Below are 18,313 nucleotides of genomic sequence, written 5' to 3'. Positions count from 1 at the left end.
TGTTCGTGGGGCTTTTATCATTAAAATAATTTATTTACGGGTAGGGTAGCAAGCTTGTAAAAACGCCTAGTATTGAGTAAAGAGAAAAAATAAATGGCAGAATCATCGTACGTTTCCGATTATACACCGAGTCAGGTGTTTCCTGTCGAATGAATCTCTTTGACTCTTCTGGGTTTTAGTTTTTCATGGTTACATTGCGGACAAGGTTTGCGGATACGCCATTCGGTCCACTGTTCACGGCTTAGGCTGACATTTGCTTACTTAAGATGCCAAAAAAACATTTTTAAATTTGCCTTTTTAAGGTAAGAAGTTTTATTATATTTGCGCCATTGAAATGATGATAGGTACTTCGGTACGCATTTTTTTGATACCCAAGTAATATTGGAACCGGTCCCGTAGTTCAACGGATAGAATAGAAGTTTCCTAAACTTTAGATATGAGTTCGATTCTCGTCGGGACCACTTGGAGAGGTAAATCTCCGCATTAAACGGCTTTTCTGCAACAGGAAGGCCGTTTTTGTTTTTGCTGATCTTCATGTATAGTGTGTTTCCGACAACCAAAACGACAACCGATTTTCCGTTGTCATGGTTGCTTAACTCATTGATATGGCAGAGATTAAATTAAACTTACGAGAGCCTAACGCAGAAAAAGAAACACCAATTAATGTGATCATCAGATACAATGGTCAAAGGCTAGTTTACTCAAGTGGCAAACGAATTCATCCCGGTATGTGGGACAACCTCTCGCAGAAAGCAAAAAGGTCGAAGGACTCTACAAGTTCAGAACTTTTGAATGGAAATCTGCGTCTCATCACTCAAGGTGTATATGAAGAAATAGAACGCTATCAGAAAAACAATCAGCAACGGTTTCCAGAACCAAAAGAACTAAAGGCAATACTTGATTTACGGTTTTCAAGGGTAGCTCAAACAACAAGTAAAGACTTCTTTGAATTCATCGAATGGTTCAGCTTAGAATATGCTCCGAAGAAGCAACTTATAAAGAGTAACGAAACAAGCGCTACTAGTCCAAATACATTAAAGACGTATTTAACTACTCTCAGGCTTTTAAAGATATTTGCGAAAGCCAAAGGTAGTTTTGACTTTAAAGACATCAATTTGGAATGGTACCAAAGCTTTACGGAATGGTGTAACTCAACGAAGAATTATAACCCGAGTACGATTGGAAAGCATATTAAAGTAATTAAAACTTGGCTAAGAAAAGCCGAGGATGATGGTTTGCATACGTCTACCTTTTATAAACACCAAGATTTCAGGAAGCCATCCTATTTATCAGAAACCATTTACTTAAATAGGGATGAATTAGCATTGATACAGAAGCTAGACCTTTCTAATCACGTCGAACTAGATCGTATTCGCGATTTGTTTTTAGTTGGCGCATGGACTGGTTTAAGGTTCAGTGACTTTAATCGTTTAAGCGCAGATAATATCTCTGATGGTTTTATACGGATGAAGACAAGTAAAACCAGTTCTCAGGCGGTCATTCCTATTAACGCAGTTGTTAGCGATATACTTGCAAAATATGATAACAACATACCCAATGGTTACGCCAACCAGTATATGAATAGACAACTAAAGGTTATCTGCAAGATGGCTAAGATACAGTCCTCAGAAATAAAAGTTGATTTTGTGAATGGCAAGAAAAGAGTAAATAAAGTTCAAAAATGGCAACTGGTTAGCACACATACAGCTAGGCGATCGTTTGCAACTAACCTATACGGGTTAGTACCTAACAATACAATTATGGCAATAACGACTCACAAAACCGAAGCAGCATTCCTGCGTTATTTAAGAAAGAGCAATGATGAGCATGCCCAGATCCTTAAACAGGTGTTGGATAGAATGTAAAAATTCATGAACTACCTTGGAACTTATCCATAGTTCGATAACTTAGCGGAGTTAAATCTGGCTCCGCTAATATAATCATGTTTACGACTACCTTGTTACCCAACTTCAGAAAACTTAGTGACTACTTCGTAGATTTAACAGAAGCGCAAATAACTACCGTTGAATCTGATGGTGGAGTTGTGGTAAACCTTGAATATCTTGACAATACTGGCTTTGAACGACTTCAGCTTCATTTAGCTTCGATATTAGAACGTTACGGTCTTAAAGACCACTACAAAGAACTCTTGTACCTAATCTTACGCAAGAACGAAGAAATCGGAGAAAAGCATACTATGTTTTGGCATCAATACAATGAAGAAAAGAAACTTAAAGAGGTAGCAACATTTTTGCTTGGCCTTAAAAATCTTAAGCAACATGAAACAGTACAACTTGCTATAAAACCATCATTAAGCCCGACACACACTATAAATAACAATGAAATTGCAGAGTGGATGATTCAAAGCATAGTAGATAACCTAGAAAAGCAAGAATTCCCATTGAGCCTGTTCGGATCGCAAATATATAAGCTGTTTAATGGCTTTGAAGACGACCAACACATCTCATTGGATAAACTCACGGCCGCAAGTAAGTTAAAGTTACAGAATCCTAAATTTAAACTCCGCCCACTATATGTTGAATTGTGCTTGTATTTACAAGGCTACCTTGTAAACCAGACACATCTAACATTACCAACCAACGCAAAACTCTCTGACAAGCAAGCAAACTTCTTCTTTGATATACTTCAAATGCTTGACTATATCTCCAATGATGATTTTGATTCAGAACCTAAAGACTACATCTACGCACTTTTTCAGAACAACAAGCAAGTATCTGTTTATCAAGGCAATAAAACAGATTGATTTCAGTATAATAGTATTGCCTTTTGCCTAGGCTAGTAGCCGCACCTTTGTATTGTAATTCAATAACAACATTGAATTTAACACAAGCAAAGATGAATAATAGACAATTTCAAATCAGACAGAAACAGCATCAGTACGACGTATTGAAGCCTGTTAACATGTCCAACCTTGCACCACGACAAGGTTTCTATCTAATAATGAATATCTCCGTGCAAGTTATCGCTGGCGTAAACTGCAAGGTTGCAAGATGTCTTTGGAAAAAGAACGAATCGGAAGATTTCGACTTAGATTTTCATGTGACCATCCAACTCAAATCCCTTGAAGGCATCCATGCAATAGGCCCGAAACATAAGCTAACAGGCTACCTTCTGAAAAGCGTTATCCACATTATGAAAGCAAATGTAGTGGCTATCAAAGAAGAAAGAGTTTTCTATGTTGAATGGGATTTGCTCAATAATGCAATGTCATTTCCTACAGGTAGTTTCAGTGATGATAATGAGCATGATAACGAACTGTCAGCGGCAATCGCGAACAGTACTGATGAAGACATAGAATTGATTAATGCCATTCATGCACAACTCGATATGACAGATGACGTAATGCAAGCCATACTCAGATTTGAAGATAATGCTTTCGAAGAATATGAATCGACAAATGATTTAATCTTCGCACTACAAGCACAAAACCTATTAGATAACAAATAACTCCCACTCAATTAATACAGATCAAGATGATACACCCTATTAAAAATTACGATCAATACATTACAACCTCAGCTAAATTATTTCAACAGGAAGACGAGCTCAACCCTATTCCATCTAATGTAATCATTAACAAAGTAATAACTGGTTGGGGAGCGACTTATGCAGAGATAAAAGCTAACAGGCACAGTATTATATTACTGCCCCACAAAAGCCAAATTGCGAGCAAACATGCAAAACATTATATCGTGGAAAAGGACTACACTCAGGATGTTACAGAGGCGATTAGCGTAGAAAAGTTAAAAAAGTACATCGATGCACGAGGGATTAAGCATCTAAAGTTTCTTTCAACCCCTGAGGGACTTGGTAAGATTATAACAGCTTTAAAACAATGCGGCATTGACCCTTACCAAGAAATCTTTCTCTTATGCGATGAGTCTCACAAAATAACTACAGATGTCAAATACAGGGTAAATATTTCAAGCTTTACAGACCATTTCTTTCAGTTCAAGAACAAAGCTATGATATCTGCCACACCTTTTAAACCATCACATCCAAAGCTAGCTGAGCAAGGCTTCAAAATGATTAAAGTGAATCATGAAAGGGATGTTAAAAAGGATATCACCTTACTCTGCGTCAACAACCTGGGAGCTGCATTCAAAGATTGTGTAGATCAGTACGATGGTGAAATGCTATTTGTGTTCTTCAATTCCTTGAATGGTATCGAAACACTCATCACCAAGAATGAACTAAAATCGAAAGCCCATATCTATTGCTCAGAAGACGGAGTCAAAGACTTCAGCTTGAAAGATGGATTCAATGCCTTCTCAAAGATTGATAACACTCATCTTGCGAAATTTAACTTCCTTACAAGCAGCTTTTACAATGGTCTTGACATCGATGGGTTCGAGCAAATGCCCGATATAGTAATCTTATCAGATCCATTATATGCCGAATGGAGCATTGTGGATCCTAACACTGATGTTTATCAAATTCTTGGCAGGTTCAGACAGCCATATGGCTGTAACGAAATAAAGGATCGATACAGAACAGCAACACACATCGTTAATAACCATCATAAATCTGTAGTTCGGCTTGAGGAGAATGTACAATCAGACATATGCTATTCTTACATGGGTTACAAAGCTTTGAATGATCTTCAAGAGACTGTGGCCATCGGATCTGTAGCTAAAATTTACGAAGAAGCAAAGCAAAGGCTTCGACCATACGCCAACCTTATAAACACAAGACAGGAACTAGATCCCTTCAAAGTTGATAACTATTTTTATGGCTGGAAACTGAATGAGTGTTATGGCCACCCCATTTCATTACCGTTAGCTTACGAGTTTTCAGAGCTTTTTAATGTAATTGAAGAGCAAAAGGTTTATCTACCTGAAGATTTTGTGGCGATGTCCAAAACTATGAGCCGCTATAGCACTGCCAACATTAAGTGGTGCTGTGCTGAAATAATCCAAAACCAATTTGTAAGTGATGAGCAACAAAGAGCAAACATTAGTAATGATCTGAAAAGTAGGTTTCCCTTAATTATTAGAGCTGAAGAGATCTTAGGTATGGCAAAAATACAAGAACTACGTTATAAAAAGACTGCAATCGAAAGAGCATTAATGGCGTATGATATAGAGAACGGGCTCAACCATCACGGATTGATAGATGCCATTACCAAACTATTCAAGGTAGGTACCAGTTACCAAACAGCAGACATTAAAGTTAAGATACAAAAAGTGTACGATGATTTCAACATAGACAAAACGGCCAAGGCTACCGACATCGAAACTTACTTTCGTATTGACCCATTCACAGGCCACGTAGTTCTAAAAAAGAAAGAGCTTAAACAACTTAAGGAAGTCCCATTAACGGAAACAGAAGTCTTCGTAGACACCAAAGGAATTAAGAAGAAGTCAGTTAGAATGTATAAGATCTTGGAAAGGAAACTAAACCCAATGAGTTTGAACTCAACAAGAGAAAAGCCATTCATCCCTTCATGTGATTAGCTTAAGTCAGCTCGCACATTTAATTTGAGTAATGGTTTTATTAACCCCTCGATTCAGAAAATGTGCGAGCTTCGTTATGATACTAAAAGGAAAGTCCTAGCTTGTTTGGAGCGATGAACGTCAGTTAGATCCCATATCCAATCAATCCTATCCGTATACTGATACTTACACTGGAAGCTGCCTCTGCGACGATCCACCTTTAGTTTTTTAATATAACCTAGCTTAACGAGAGACTCAATCCGTTGGTGGATAACCTTATAAGAAACGCCTAGCTCGGATGAAATTCTCGTGATCTGATAGCCAAGTCTCATGTTCAAATTATAAAAGAACTGGCGTAGGATAAGCAACATTGACTTATCATTTAGGCTTAGTTCATTCTCAAAGAAGCTGTAAGGAATAGGGTCAAAATTGAAAGATCTTGTAAACTCGTAGCGATTAACAGGCAACCTATTTCTAACAACACGCTTCCTTGGTCTTTTAATTGCAACTACTCCCCCTTTTTCAAGTCGCTTTAAAGACTTAATTACGAAGTCTCTGGAACAACCTGCTCTACTAGCAATAGACTCATAGGATGGAAAACAACCTTCATCACCATCGAATGATCTTAAGCTTACGTATGTTAGTATATCTGTGTATTTGATTTTCAGTTTTTTAAGGTTGGTCAACCTTGGTAATGCCACGAACTGGCCATTTACATAATTCATTTTTCATTGTCATAGTACTATTTAGATCTAGAACCTAGATTAAGGTGCTTTTATAGAGTTGATCTTGCTAGATGTTCTGGCGAACATCATTACATAAAGATACGAAAAATCACGGATTTAAGCTAGTAAAATTTACCTCACGCATACTGGAACTAATGCACTGATTACTCTCAAAGTCAATCTTATAGTTCTAGTATGTGCCAGGTAATTAGCTATGTTCACATTTTCCCTCCGGCATACCTGTTCCTTCATTGAGATTGCGGCTTACTCAATTTAAAAAACGAAGTGCTAGTAACTAGAGGAACGCCAAAGCATGCTATAAATATAAGACTAGAGGGATTGAATAGCGATTTGTGATGTATAAGAAAGGGAAGAGTTAAAGTACATCCAGCTATACCCAAGCATACTAGCATAGTCTTAATCCATAACATTTTAACACGAGTGTAAACCAAGCCATAACAAACAACATAATAGGCTAACAGCGTTGGTAATGATAACATCGTTGAATACAGTATTGTGAAAAGTAGAAACGTTGGCATAAAAGACCACTGTGTATATTCAGATGGAGAAGAAAGAATGAGAAAGGTTATAACAAAAACAGACCCCAAAACAATCGTTGAGAGCCATACTTTGAGAGCGAAAATTAGTGTACTGCGCATTAGCTTAAAAGTAACGATCGAGCAGCTATTTTCAAAATATAAATTAAGCCCTATTCTAATAATGCCCCCCTCCCCAAAGGAAATGAGAGTGTATTGCTCTGTGGAGTAGCCTTAGATAGCGGTTTTTCCTTGTTGCTTTAAAAGGTAAGGAGTTCTACTAACCATATTAAGAGTAGTGCTTGAAATATAAAAAATCTGTAAGGTGTTCGCTGACTACTGGTTCCGACTTTAGCCCCCCTCATGCTTTCGACGAGAGATCAAAAGATTTAAGCCAAGCTATAGCTACATACAGGCTTTGATTTCATATACAGACGAAACATGATTTTAAACCTGAAACACAATAATATGAAGCTATTTGAAGCAGCCGACTCAAAAAACGAGCAGCAAAATGAACCACAACTGCCAGCACTAAAGAATCACAAACTGGCACGACGAGCTTTCCCACGAGAAAAATCTATTAACGAGGGAATAGAATATATGTACCATGATCTACTTAAACGCTTTAAACGGATGTACTCAACTTTACCTAATGTAAGTGATAGAACAGTAGTAGAAATCAATGGCAAGATTGATCCTTATGATCCTGAAGGTTTGTACACCTTTATCACACCTTACTTTTACTACCATGTGCGATGTAGCTACCTTGAAAAGTACGAGGTGTTTTACCAGTTCCACAATTGCCCGTTTGAGGCTGAGATACGTGGATGGTTTAAAAGGGTGCATAGCCCAATGTGGGCATTCGAAATAAAGAGGCATCAAGATTTTCCCAAGTTCTACCAAGGTGTACTTGCTTACCAACCAAAAGAAAGGATTCACATCCTCGAATATGTAACAGTGTAATTGCCTAAACAAGCGCAGTACCTTTTAAAACAGACACTTCAAACTAAGCCATTCTAACAATCTACAGGCACTCTTGACAGGGTGCCTTTTCTATTTTAATCACTTTTAATTCTTAAAACAATGAAAACACAAACCAAAGCGAAAGCACAATCTAAAACACAGTATGTTGCCATTACAACTGATGTGCAAGAAGTAAACCAACAAGTAGAAAAAGCATACACCTTAATGGTTGATGCAGCTAAGGAGCTTCTAAAGCGATTTGACGTTGCCAAGTTCAGAACGTATGCCCTAATGGATCATACCAAGAATGAGCAGAACACAAATCTAGTAAAGGAGTTCATCTGTTACCATTGGAACATCACACTTTCGATGAGTCCAAAGGATGCGAAGATGTACATCTTCATTGACCTTGGAGAAGAAGCATTACAGAAATTTGGCAGTACATTAACCAACAATCTACTTAGAGAGTGCTATCAATTAACCCAATCGAACGACAATACTGGCGGCATTGAATATTCGCTTAGAGTAAACTATACACCTGCTGAGCAACTTCATAATTTTTATTATCGCAGAGTTGTAGAGGGGGAAACCGGTTATGTTTCCATTGCCACGGTAGAAAAAGAAGCAGCATAAATAAAAAATATGGGTGCAGGAATGCACCTACATTCATTTCTCCTTATTATCTTTACGGTTGAACTAAAAACGGAGGATGAACCAACGATTTAAAGGAATACAGTAGAATTAACATATTAAAATATTAGCGTAAGCTATCAGTTCTTGTCTAAGGAATCGGCAAAATAACAAAGACAACAAGAGCAGATAAGTTCACGCCTATGCTAAAAAAGCGTAGGCTGACTTGTTTGTTGTTGTCAGGTTTTTGCCGAACCTCTTAGACGCAGACATAGCTCAGTCCTGCGCTTTTTGCATTAACCACCAGCTCGGACTACTGGATAAAAACAATCTAGATGTCTGCAATCTCCAACTATGCTCAGCAGAGCAAAAAAACCAAACGCTTCATTTGGCTTGGTTACCTTTTATCACAAATCTACATTTGGCTACTACATGGATTTGATGATGTAATCGAGGAAATCACACCAACAGACAATCCAATCGTTTTGCTGCTTGTAGCATTCGGTCTGTACTGGTTAATTGTGTTCTTGATTTTATGGGCAACTGATAACTAAAACATCATGAAAACAACTATCTTGACATTATTTGCCTCCTTATTAGTGGGCTTTTCATATGGTCAATGCACATATGAATTTAAAATCAATGGAGCAAGCTATCAGGCAAGTGAACAGCTCCTAAATGATACGTTCGGTAAAGCCTTTGAGCAGATGAAAGCAGAGCGTTCCGTAAAAGACAAAAACTTTGAGCTCTGGTTGGGAACTTATAGTATATTTAAAGCTATGTCCTGCTCAAATGCTTTCACTTGGGATTTATACTATAATAAGCTAGTCAATATGAAGTATGAGGGACGGGCATCGAATAGAGATTTGGGATTGGCTGACAATGGCTCGAAAGCAACAGGGAATCCCAACAAGAAAGAAAATTTGGGTAGACGTATGGCGATTCTCAACTACATAATGACAAAATATCTTACAAACCACTTCTTAAATACAACATTGTAACACTTTAAAGAGCAATATTAATGGACTATAACCGAAGAATAATAACTCTATGGGAGCGTTTAAGTGTTTATATGCTCGAACTTGATGATAAGATTAACAGTGGTAAGCTTAATAGAGAGAAAGCTATCAAGTTACTAAACGAGCTTAGGCAGATTCGGGGCTTGATATTAAGTAATCAGAATCATGATTCATTTGATTTATCACTACGACTTAAACTAGATGATGGGAATCAAGCTTCGGTTGAAGAGGCTGTCGCTATTGCCAAATTAAAGATAGATCAATTGGCTGAAAAAGCTAAAGCACTAACTAACAAACAAAGTAAATGGCAAAAACTCATCCAGAAGTGGCTGTAAAATAAGCAACTGCGAAAGGTAATCAAGATTCATTCATCATATTAAAGAGCTACAGCAATGTGGCTCTTTTTAATTATACTTGAATCATGGCAGAAGTAACATTTGGACTAGATCGAAACACTCAGTCAATCAAACACATTTCGGAAGTTCAAAGCGGATTGAGTTGCAACTGCAATTGCATTCAGTGCGGAAAAGCAATAAAGGCTGCTAAAGGACAAGTCCAAGAACATCACTTTAAGCACCATGAGCTTTCAGATTGCACTGCTTCTTTTGAAAGTGTATTACATCTGACTGCAAAGAAGATTATACAGAATGGTTGCTTATTTAATACTGGAGCTAATGGTGTAATATCTTATTCTGCCTCAGAACTCGAAAAGGTTGATGGGGTATATAGATATGATGCATTTATAACAACGCCAGATAAATCGATCGCAATTGAAATCGTAGTTACGAACCAACTGTCGCAATCGAAATATGATTACATACGTTTAATAAAGCAAAGGTGTATTCAAATTGATCTGCAAGAAGTTGACAGGAACATTAACTATGATGATTTAGAAAAACTTGTGTTGGCTAATGCCTCGTGCAAACGGACGATTTGGTGGGATGGAGAATCTCAAGTCACCATATCTAATGACTCTTCATCGGATCAAGCGTACTGGCTTCTATTACTTCCTTTAGCATTACTATATAAACCTTTAAGGAAATTTGTATTCAAGCTATTTGAATAGTATTTCATTCCTGCTACAAACCTTTCCTCAAAAGGGGTGGCTTAAGGGAGGAAAGGTCTTCGCAGTCATTGATTCTGTGGTTGTGTGGTTCTGTAATGCTTGCTTTATAAGGCACTGCGTTTACTTTTCAGCTTGTAGTTCTTAGGTACAGACAGTGCTTTAAGGTAGGGAGATCGGTATTCGGCAAGTCTAATGCCACTTAAAACACACGCCATTGCTTTGCACTGTCATGGTTTTAATTTTGGCAAACCGGTTGCCTCATGAATGCTTTCTCTATCTTTATCTAGGATTTGCTTCACTTCATCCTGGATAAATCTACACGCATTCCACTTTTCAGCTCACCTGCGTAATCGAAAATGCTGCGCTGCGCTTGTGTAAAGAACATAGATCGAACCTCATTGCTCCGCAATTACCAGTTCTCACACATTTTCTCAGTTCGCAGGCGGTTCGCGTATATCTATTCTTTCAGTTATTCTTATATTTGATAATAAAGGTAGTGGAATCCAAAACATATAGTTTAATAATGAACGCAATCGTGTTACGAGTTTGCAAAACTTCAAACGAAGCATCCCGAACTTTTGTCAACCCCTACAATTAATCGTTTAATGATAACATGTTTTCTAAATAACTACTAATGGGTTGTATATATGTTGATGACAGCGTCCATGATCAAGGAGGATTTATAATTTGCACTTGTGTCTACAGCGAAGAAAATCTAGATGATGAGATCAAATCTATTATAGCTGACCACGATTTAGATCCACAGGTATTTGAATGTAAGAGCCGCACCAATTACTCCAAAGAACCAGAGAAAGCGAAGGTAAGATCTGCCCTAAAAGCCCTGTTACAGGAAAAGTGTAAAATTGGTATCGCTATAATTCCCAGAGATAGAAGAGAGTTTGTAGGTATGGAGGTATTGACAGCTATGAAGCAGTTTATTGAACACAATAACATCAATGAAGACCTCGACGTTTACTTAGATGAAGGCATGTTCATGACTTCGGGAGATTTTGACAAGGCAATGAACGATATTAAATTGGCAAGTGTTAAAGTACACCAAGAACAGGATTCAAAAGTGTCAAGAGGCATTCAACTAGCAGATTTAGCCTCTCACATGATTGCAACGCAACTCAAAGGTGCAATGGGACTTGTAACCAAAACTGTTAAAGCGGGAGATAATTCAGGTTATGACCCAGATCTAGATCTTGAACTTACATTAGAAATGTTTGCCGCTCTAAGAAATAATTTATTTAGCAAAACACAGGATGCAATATCTGTAGAGAGTCTGGAGAATGCTATTTTGGATGTTTACCCGTATGGACTTTATATATCTGAGAATTGTGGGGAAGAGCTATCAGATTATAGCATGAAAACCTTTGGGAAAGTTTATCTGGGCTGTATGCATTAATTTAACCTCACTCTGCGAAGCAATTTGTCAAGACGGCACTCGTCATTAACTGGTAGTTAGGTTTTATACTAAAGTTGTTTATATTTGAATACCTAAATTAAATGTATGACCGCACTCTCTTTTACATTTTCCGCAAATGGATTATTGTATGTTGCCCTATCGGGAACTAAAGCAGCACCAATCTTTATCTCTAAAGATAAGATAGCATTGCCTGCCAATCACTCTCCTTCGCAAATGACATCATGGTTTGAAACTCAACTAGAGATGCTATTGAACACATTAACGCCAGCTGTTGTTAGCTATAAGCTAACAATCAACAATGTTAATAATAACATGGTTCATAATTGTTACTACGGGCAGGCCATACTTAATCTATTATGTCATAAAAAGAATATTTCGATCTCACATACCTCTCCGTCCGCAATAGTACCAAGTAAGTTTGGACTTGCAAAGGGTGTAAACCTGCATTCTTATATTGATAGCTTAGTCGGCCTACATCCACCATACTGGGATGGTAAAATGAGAGACACTGCCTTAATATCTCTCTTAAGTTTATCATAATGGAGATAGGTAAGTTTTCTACTATTGGATTCGTGGGGAACGGCATGTTTGGAACCGTTTTTAAGGCGAAGGACAATCTTCTTGCTGTAGAGCGAGCAGTTAAAATTGTACAGGCTAAGGATCCAAATGAGTTTATGAAAGCCATAAATGAGGCCCAAATTCTTGAAAGATGCAGACACAACCATATTGTAGATATAAAAGAAATAGATATCTACCCTGTGGAAGGTGTTCCTGCACCATGTATAGTTATGGAATACTTAGCTAATGGAAGCGTACAGAACCTTTTAGAAACAAAATTTGTATCATGCCAAAAGGCTGTTAGCACAATTAGTGATTGCCTATTTGGATTGGAGCATGCACACTCTCAAGGCATATTACACCGTGATATAAAGCCTGCAAACATCCTTTATTCCGAGAATTGGCAGGCTAAGCTATCTGATTTTGGATTAGCTTACGGCTTAGCTCACCAGGTATTTGATTTCGAAGGATACAGTTCACATTTGCCTCATGAGGTACTTGAGGGATCGGTTCAGGATGAGTTATCTGACCTTTATTCAATGGGAATTACATTTTTTAGAATGCTCAATAACTTAGCGATCTTAGATATACCTTTTGCCAACGATGCAGACTGGTTGAGAGCTGTTAAGAAAGAAAAATTTCCTGAAAGGATATATCCTAACCATATCCCACAACAATTAATTAAGATTTCCAAGAAGTCTATTAAATCTGATAGAGCTAATCGGTATCAAACATGTTTACAGTTTAGACAGGCACTACAAGCAATTCATTTTTGTGTGGAGTGGCATCCTCTTGATGCGGATAATTGGAAGGGCTGTCATCTAAGCGACGTTTACGAGGTATCTATACATGAAAAGCGAAGTGGGTTCGTGATTGACTTTAAACGCAATGGCAGAAAAGATAATTCCAGATGTTACAGTCAAATCCCTAGTGAATCTACCGCAAGAGAATTCTTTTACGGTTTGATAAGGGATACAACTTTAAAGATTTAACTTCATGGAAAAGAAACCAGCAAATCCAAATACAGCATACGGTCGAAAACGTTTGCGGGAAGAACATGCTAAGTGGAGAAGTCAAGCTAGTCCACAAGAGATACAGGAAGAAAAGTCAACGAGCATACTTATTTGGCTAATTGTAGTGGGAGTATGTTTACTCATTGCTTTTCTACTAGGAGGTAGTAATGGCGCTCTCAGATGGCTTACTCACTAAGCCATAGTTTTACAAAAGATGATAATGACTTAATTTATCATCTTCCTTATAAGTGTACACTTGTAGAAAAATTAACAATGCCATACGCACAATTTCTTTTCTACTCCCTATGTTTAAGCCCAAGTTACAAACCAATTTTAGCTATATAGCGATTGTGTTTGTCGTTGTGATTCTTATATTAGCAATTGATTAATCGTTAAACTCAATGGATGATAGAGCCTTCAAAACCTTAATTGATTATCTAACCCGTATACCATCTGTTCAGACCCCAATTTCATTTGGATCAGATGATGAAGGCGATTGGTGGGTTAAGTTTTCAATAGACATTCATCATGACCTTGCTTGGCATGCCGTTCAAGAACTCGGTTGCGTGGTTAATTACCTTTCTGTAAATGAGAGACTTCCAAGTAAATTCTATCCAGTATCACCTGCTCCATACTTAAATGGAGGGCCAACGGATTACCTATCATGGGTAATAGAAAACGATGATAAAGACTTTAAGCCAGACACATTAGTGAAATGGTTAGAGGGAAGATTGCCACAGCCTGTGGATGACCTTAGTCAATGGATTGAAGAATAAAGTCCATTACCTAGGCTGCACATTTTCTTATCATATCTGTTTTATTAACCCCTTCATAATAAAAATGTGCAATGAGAGGTTAGTGTTATGATTGTCGTTTTAAAAGGTAAACAACTGTTTAGCTCACTCCTGACCTTGTAAACACAGCATCGACAACTACATCTTTTTTCAGCGTATCCAAAATCTTGCACCTCCCCCTTAAGATAAGGTTATTAACAAAATCTTGGATATAGGAAAGAATGATTGACAGACTTGCAATCATGATTCATTCTCTTAACTTTGCTTTTCTAAATCTCTCTTTTAAATTAAACGCTCAATGAAACGGTACATTCTTTCATTACTTGTAACTTTGTTAACACTATCAAGTTGCACCACCAATTACTATCTTACTGTTTCCGATACTGAAACACCTATCTATTCAACTGTTGATGAATATGATAGGGAAACAACTATTGAAGCAGGAAAAGCATTTGTCTATATAGGTAAATCGTCAAGAACCGCTACACGATACGGAATGGCAACTGGTTACAGTCCATACCTTGTCACATGGAAACCACTTAAAAGGCTAACGAAGAAGCAACTTAATGATTTGGTGTTTACCAATGACTATGGTTACACTTATAGTGGTGTGTTAACTTCGGATTATAAGTATGGTAAGTTATTGAATACTTATCCTAACTACGCTCCATCTGCAACTACGAGAGCTACAACCAAATCCACTGGTTCATCAGGAGGAACAGTGCAGGTAAAAGGCTACACTCGTAAAGATGGTACTTATGTTAGACCACACACTAGATCAGCACCCAGAAAAAACTAATATGAATCAATACACACTTGATGACATTCGAAAAGAGTCCCATTCTCTAACTTTGCACACCTATGCCACCCACTATCTTTATTCTTGCAGACAGTCAACTATCGAGAAATGGCTTAGGATGATAACGCTTTTAGGTTTCATGATACCAGTACTAATAGGTGGTATTGTGAGTTCATATGGCTTAGATTCAATCTTGTCTAAATGGTCATTAATTGCGTTAACTCCACTTGCTATCTTTCAACTCGCACTCTCAGCTATATCATTGGTTTACCGTTGGGAAGATAGAGTGTCATACTATTTAGAGAGTAGCATAAGCAATAGAAATCTGAGTCAAGAATTTGACAAACTAGGTAAGTATCCAAATGAAGATGTTAAAATAACTGAACACCAGTATGAGCTTCTAATAGAGAGAAATAATAATAGAGAAGAACAAGATGACAAATACCCTTTCACAGATAAAGAAATGCGTAGGGGTATGAGATATGCACTAAGGCGATTCCAACGAGGTTGCTCAGGATGCCAGCAAATACCAATATCAATGAAACCAACTGACTGCGGTGTATGTGGTCAATTTTAAAATAGACAAATATGAATGATAAGATTAAATTAGTCATGAATGGCTACGTGTCCTTAACTGATAGCGAGAAATTAGAGTTGAAAAACCTCATTAAAGAATATGATAACAAGGGAGGTCTTGAGCAACTATATGAAAACAGGAACCTTGATGGTGAAGTAAAAAGAATAGTAGGACCGACATCATCCAATGCATGTACGTGCTGTGGTAGATAATTATTCAGATCGCAAATGAAAGTATTTATTAGTTGGTCTGGTGAGACCAGTAAGAACATAGCTGAAATATTCAAGAAATGGCTACCAAGTGTAATACAAGTGGTGAAACCATACTATTCACCTGATGATATCGCCAAGGGTACAAGATGGAGCTCAGAGATCGCGAAGGAGTTGGATGAATCAAAGGTTGGCTTGATATGTTTGACTAAAGACAATCTACAAAGCGCATGGATTATGTTTGAGGCTGGGGCGCTATCTAAAAACATCGATCAATCGAAAGTCTGCCCTATACTATTTGGGGTCGACCCTTCTGATATTCAAGGTCCATTAGTTCAATTTCAAGCTGCTAAATTCACTAAAGAAGAGGTAAAAAAGGTTGTTCGTATGATTAACAAAGAACTCGGAGAATTAACTTTACCCAGTGAAGTTTTTGAAAGCGTCTTTGAAATGTGGTGGCCTAGATTACAGGATCAAGTTGTTGAAGAGCTAAAGAAAGCGGAAACAAGTACTGGGCCGGAAATTCGGTCAGAACGGGATTTACTTGAGGAGGTTCTTTCATTGTCTAGAACATTAGTAATGTCTAGAGAAAAACGTAGGCAAGGGGATATAAGTCCAAGAGCTATTGAAGATCTTGTTATTAATATGGAAAACATCATCAATGCGATCATTGAGGAAGATAGAATAGACATATTTAAGTTTTTAGCTGATCTGAAACGTCCAGTTAATCATTTAGTTGAGTTTTCTGGTCTACCACAAAGTTCAATGCAAGATCTATTAAATAGGCTGGATCGAAGTTATGAGAGAGTAAATAATATATATGAAGGGAACAGTTTAGGTGTAGACGCAGTGAAAGCTGCAAATAAATTAAATTTTGATTTTAAAAGAAGTAACATCAAGAGAAACAGCTAAGGTAATTGAGTTTTATTTGTATTGATCTATCTAATCATAGCACAAATTTAAGCTTGTCCTACCAATACGTTTAAAGGAACTACGGCATAAACGCTCATGTGGCGTTCGCGCAGCCTATTTATTCCGTTCCTCCTTTACTTAATTGGTCTGAAAGCTTGATACATGTGCCATATTTAAATAGATACAACTATGGTACAAGAACAATTTAAGGTAGCTGAAGTGCAAGTAAGCTACAAATCAGATTACAACATTAGTGAACGTCCTAAGATAACCTCATCAAACCAAACATTTCAGCTTCTAAAGAGTAAATGGGATATGGGTAGGATTGCGTTTCTAGAAGAATTCAAAATCATACTCCTTAATCGAAGTAACCATGTTCTTGGGATTGTTGATATATCAATGGGTGGTGTAAGTGGTACTTATGTTGATCCAAAGGTAGTGTTTGCTGTCGCTTTAAAAGGTAATGCGTCTGGAATAATACTCACCCATAACCATCCTAGTGGATCAATTAGACCAAGCGAAGCAGATATTAAATTAACAACGAGGTTGGCAGAGTGTGGAAAGTTACTGGATATCAATGTATGGGATCACATTATTTTAAGCGAAAACAGCTACTATAGCTTTGCTGATGATGGAATGATGTAGCTTATAAAATTATTAACTTAGTAGCAATTAACCGATTTATTAATAGGTTACACATTATATAACTCGTAGGCTGTTGGAGACAACGAAACCGACAACGAAGCTTTTAGAGTAAAGATAGAGCAGCTAAAAAAGTGCCCTGAGATACGGATAGAATAGAAACTACCTAAACTTTAGATATGAGTTCGATTCTCGTCGGGACCACTTTTCAACATTAGTTAAAATTCAAAGGGGTTCAAAAAACCCCTTTTTCGTGCCTATAAACGTGGTTTTTCTTTTTTTATAATAAAGTAAGATATCACTGAATTCATTGAAAACAACAAAAAGGTACCACGAAAAGTACCACCAAATTTTCATTTTTTAACCTCATATTCGTAACTTTCATAAAATTCAATTCTATGAGAGCCACTAAAGCTGATTGCAGCATTCATTTTAGACTCAGGGATTCAGAGTCAGAATCGCCCACCCCTATCACCTGTTTTATTGAATATAATGGTAAGCTGGGTATTCCATCAATATTGACCACCGGATTCCAGTCCAAAGTGTGCACCCAAATTTAGTCCCCGAGTTTGGGAAGATTGATCTCAATTGATACCAAAGATAAAAGGCACATATAAATTCCCGATGCTTGAAGTCTAAGTAGGTTTCGCCAGTGCCAAGCAACATTTCTTGCTCCAATCCTTATTAGAAGTCGACATAAGTGTTCCAATGCGATTTGAGAACCCATCGCCAATCAAACTACAGAATATTTTTCACAAGTGACATTAGAAACAAAAGCTTATGTTTTTGCAGGGTGTTTTAGCGCCTGACAGCGACTTTCATCCTTGAAACAACACCATGAATCCAGAACACCAAAACAAAGCTTAAAAACGCTAAAAATCAGTCAACTGTACACTTTAAAGCATAATCAGTGCACATTTTGGAGCGGAATAAGTGACCACTTTGCCCATAAAGTAGTGGCCACTTTTGGAATAATCCCCATTAT

Annotated in this window: 20 protein-coding genes and 1 tRNA gene; 20 read left to right on the top strand and 1 reads right to left on the bottom strand. The window is 37.4% G+C overall.

What is annotated here, in order from left to right; genetic code table 11:
- The first annotated feature begins 389 nt into the window (after positions 1-389).
- From R2R28_RS22205 to R2R28_RS22185, 5 genes are all read left to right on the top strand, one after another.
- Positions 390-461 (top strand) — tRNA-Arg (locus R2R28_RS22205).
- Between the two features lie 144 nt (positions 462-605).
- Positions 606-1,865, top strand: a complete 1,260-nt coding sequence (locus R2R28_RS22200) for a site-specific integrase (protein WP_316827848.1) — start codon at positions 606-608, stop codon at positions 1,863-1,865.
- 77 nt (positions 1,866-1,942) lie between these two features.
- Positions 1,943-2,764 (top strand): hypothetical protein, encoded by an 822-nt coding sequence (locus tag R2R28_RS22195; protein ID WP_316827847.1) that lies wholly within the window; start codon positions 1,943-1,945, stop codon positions 2,762-2,764.
- A 92-nt stretch (positions 2,765-2,856) separates the two neighbouring features.
- A complete protein-coding gene (locus tag R2R28_RS22190; protein ID WP_316827846.1) occupies positions 2,857-3,468 on the top strand; it encodes a hypothetical protein in 612 nt (203 codons plus the stop codon).
- Positions 3,469-3,494: 26 nt separating this feature from the next.
- Complete coding sequence (locus R2R28_RS22185) at positions 3,495-5,477, top strand: hypothetical protein (RefSeq protein WP_316827845.1); 1,983 nt, start codon at positions 3,495-3,497, stop codon at positions 5,475-5,477.
- 74 nt (positions 5,478-5,551) lie between these two features.
- On the opposite strand, the gene R2R28_RS29230 is transcribed toward R2R28_RS22185, so the two are convergent.
- Positions 5,552-6,181: a helix-turn-helix domain-containing protein gene (locus R2R28_RS29230; RefSeq protein WP_410479194.1), complete on the bottom strand. Its 630-nt coding sequence runs from the start codon at positions 6,179-6,181 to the stop codon at positions 5,552-5,554.
- 1,004 nt (positions 6,182-7,185) lie between these two features.
- Here R2R28_RS29230 and R2R28_RS22180 point away from each other — a divergent pair.
- The 15 genes from R2R28_RS22180 to R2R28_RS22110 all read left to right on the top strand — a co-directional run bounded on the left by R2R28_RS22180 (position 7,186) and on the right by R2R28_RS22110 (position 17,331).
- Positions 7,186-7,680: a hypothetical protein gene (locus R2R28_RS22180; protein WP_316827844.1), complete on the top strand. Its 495-nt coding sequence runs from the start codon at positions 7,186-7,188 to the stop codon at positions 7,678-7,680.
- Between the two features lie 120 nt (positions 7,681-7,800).
- Positions 7,801-8,313: a hypothetical protein gene (locus R2R28_RS22175; protein ID WP_316827843.1), complete on the top strand. Its 513-nt coding sequence runs from the start codon at positions 7,801-7,803 to the stop codon at positions 8,311-8,313.
- Positions 8,314-8,645: 332 nt separating this feature from the next.
- Positions 8,646-8,864, top strand: coding sequence for a hypothetical protein (locus R2R28_RS22170; protein ID WP_316827842.1), 219 nt, complete (start codon positions 8,646-8,648; stop codon positions 8,862-8,864).
- A 6-nt stretch (positions 8,865-8,870) separates the two neighbouring features.
- Positions 8,871-9,311, top strand: coding sequence for a hypothetical protein (locus tag R2R28_RS22165; RefSeq protein ID WP_316827841.1), 441 nt, complete (start codon positions 8,871-8,873; stop codon positions 9,309-9,311).
- Between the two features lie 71 nt (positions 9,312-9,382).
- Complete coding sequence (locus R2R28_RS22160; protein ID WP_316827840.1) at positions 9,383-9,664, top strand: hypothetical protein; 282 nt, start codon at positions 9,383-9,385, stop codon at positions 9,662-9,664.
- Between the two features lie 86 nt (positions 9,665-9,750).
- A complete protein-coding gene (locus tag R2R28_RS22155; protein WP_316827839.1) occupies positions 9,751-10,395 on the top strand; it encodes a hypothetical protein in 645 nt (214 codons plus the stop codon).
- 634 nt (positions 10,396-11,029) lie between these two features.
- Positions 11,030-11,803, top strand: a complete 774-nt coding sequence (locus tag R2R28_RS22150) for a DUF3800 domain-containing protein (RefSeq protein ID WP_316827838.1) — start codon at positions 11,030-11,032, stop codon at positions 11,801-11,803.
- Positions 11,804-11,908: 105 nt separating this feature from the next.
- On the top strand, positions 11,909-12,364 hold the full coding sequence (locus R2R28_RS22145) for a hypothetical protein (protein ID WP_316827837.1): 456 nt from the start codon (positions 11,909-11,911) through the stop codon (positions 12,362-12,364).
- Positions 12,364-13,374, top strand: a complete 1,011-nt coding sequence (locus R2R28_RS22140; protein ID WP_316827836.1) for a serine/threonine-protein kinase — start codon at positions 12,364-12,366, stop codon at positions 13,372-13,374. Before R2R28_RS22145 ends, R2R28_RS22140 begins: the two co-directional genes overlap by 1 nt.
- Positions 13,375-13,796: 422 nt before the next feature.
- Positions 13,797-14,171, top strand: a complete 375-nt coding sequence (locus R2R28_RS22135; protein ID WP_316827835.1) for a hypothetical protein — start codon at positions 13,797-13,799, stop codon at positions 14,169-14,171.
- A 316-nt stretch (positions 14,172-14,487) separates the two neighbouring features.
- Complete coding sequence (locus R2R28_RS22130; protein ID WP_316827834.1) at positions 14,488-14,988, top strand: hypothetical protein; 501 nt, start codon at positions 14,488-14,490, stop codon at positions 14,986-14,988.
- 1 nt (position 14,989) lies between these two features.
- On the top strand, positions 14,990-15,565 hold the full coding sequence (locus tag R2R28_RS22125; RefSeq protein ID WP_316827833.1) for a mobilome CxxCx(11)CxxC protein: 576 nt from the start codon (positions 14,990-14,992) through the stop codon (positions 15,563-15,565).
- Positions 15,566-15,576: 11 nt separating this feature from the next.
- On the top strand, positions 15,577-15,777 hold the full coding sequence (locus R2R28_RS22120) for a hypothetical protein (RefSeq protein WP_316827832.1): 201 nt from the start codon (positions 15,577-15,579) through the stop codon (positions 15,775-15,777).
- A gap of 15 nt (positions 15,778-15,792) precedes the next feature.
- Entirely contained in the window at positions 15,793-16,686 is an 894-nt protein-coding gene (locus R2R28_RS22115; RefSeq protein ID WP_316827831.1) for a toll/interleukin-1 receptor domain-containing protein, read from the top strand.
- A 189-nt stretch (positions 16,687-16,875) separates the two neighbouring features.
- Positions 16,876-17,331 carry a JAB domain-containing protein gene (locus R2R28_RS22110; RefSeq protein ID WP_316827830.1) on the top strand — a complete coding sequence of 152 codons (456 nt, stop codon included), beginning with the start codon at positions 16,876-16,878 and terminating at the stop codon, positions 17,329-17,331.
- The last annotated feature ends 982 nt before the right edge of the window (positions 17,332-18,313 follow it).

Source organism: Pedobacter miscanthi, assembly GCF_032678605.1.
Classification (GTDB): domain Bacteria; phylum Bacteroidota; class Bacteroidia; order Sphingobacteriales; family Sphingobacteriaceae; genus Pedobacter; species Pedobacter miscanthi_A.
Note: the sequence above shows the minus strand (reverse complement) of the source record. Positions and strands in the feature narration are given on the sequence as shown.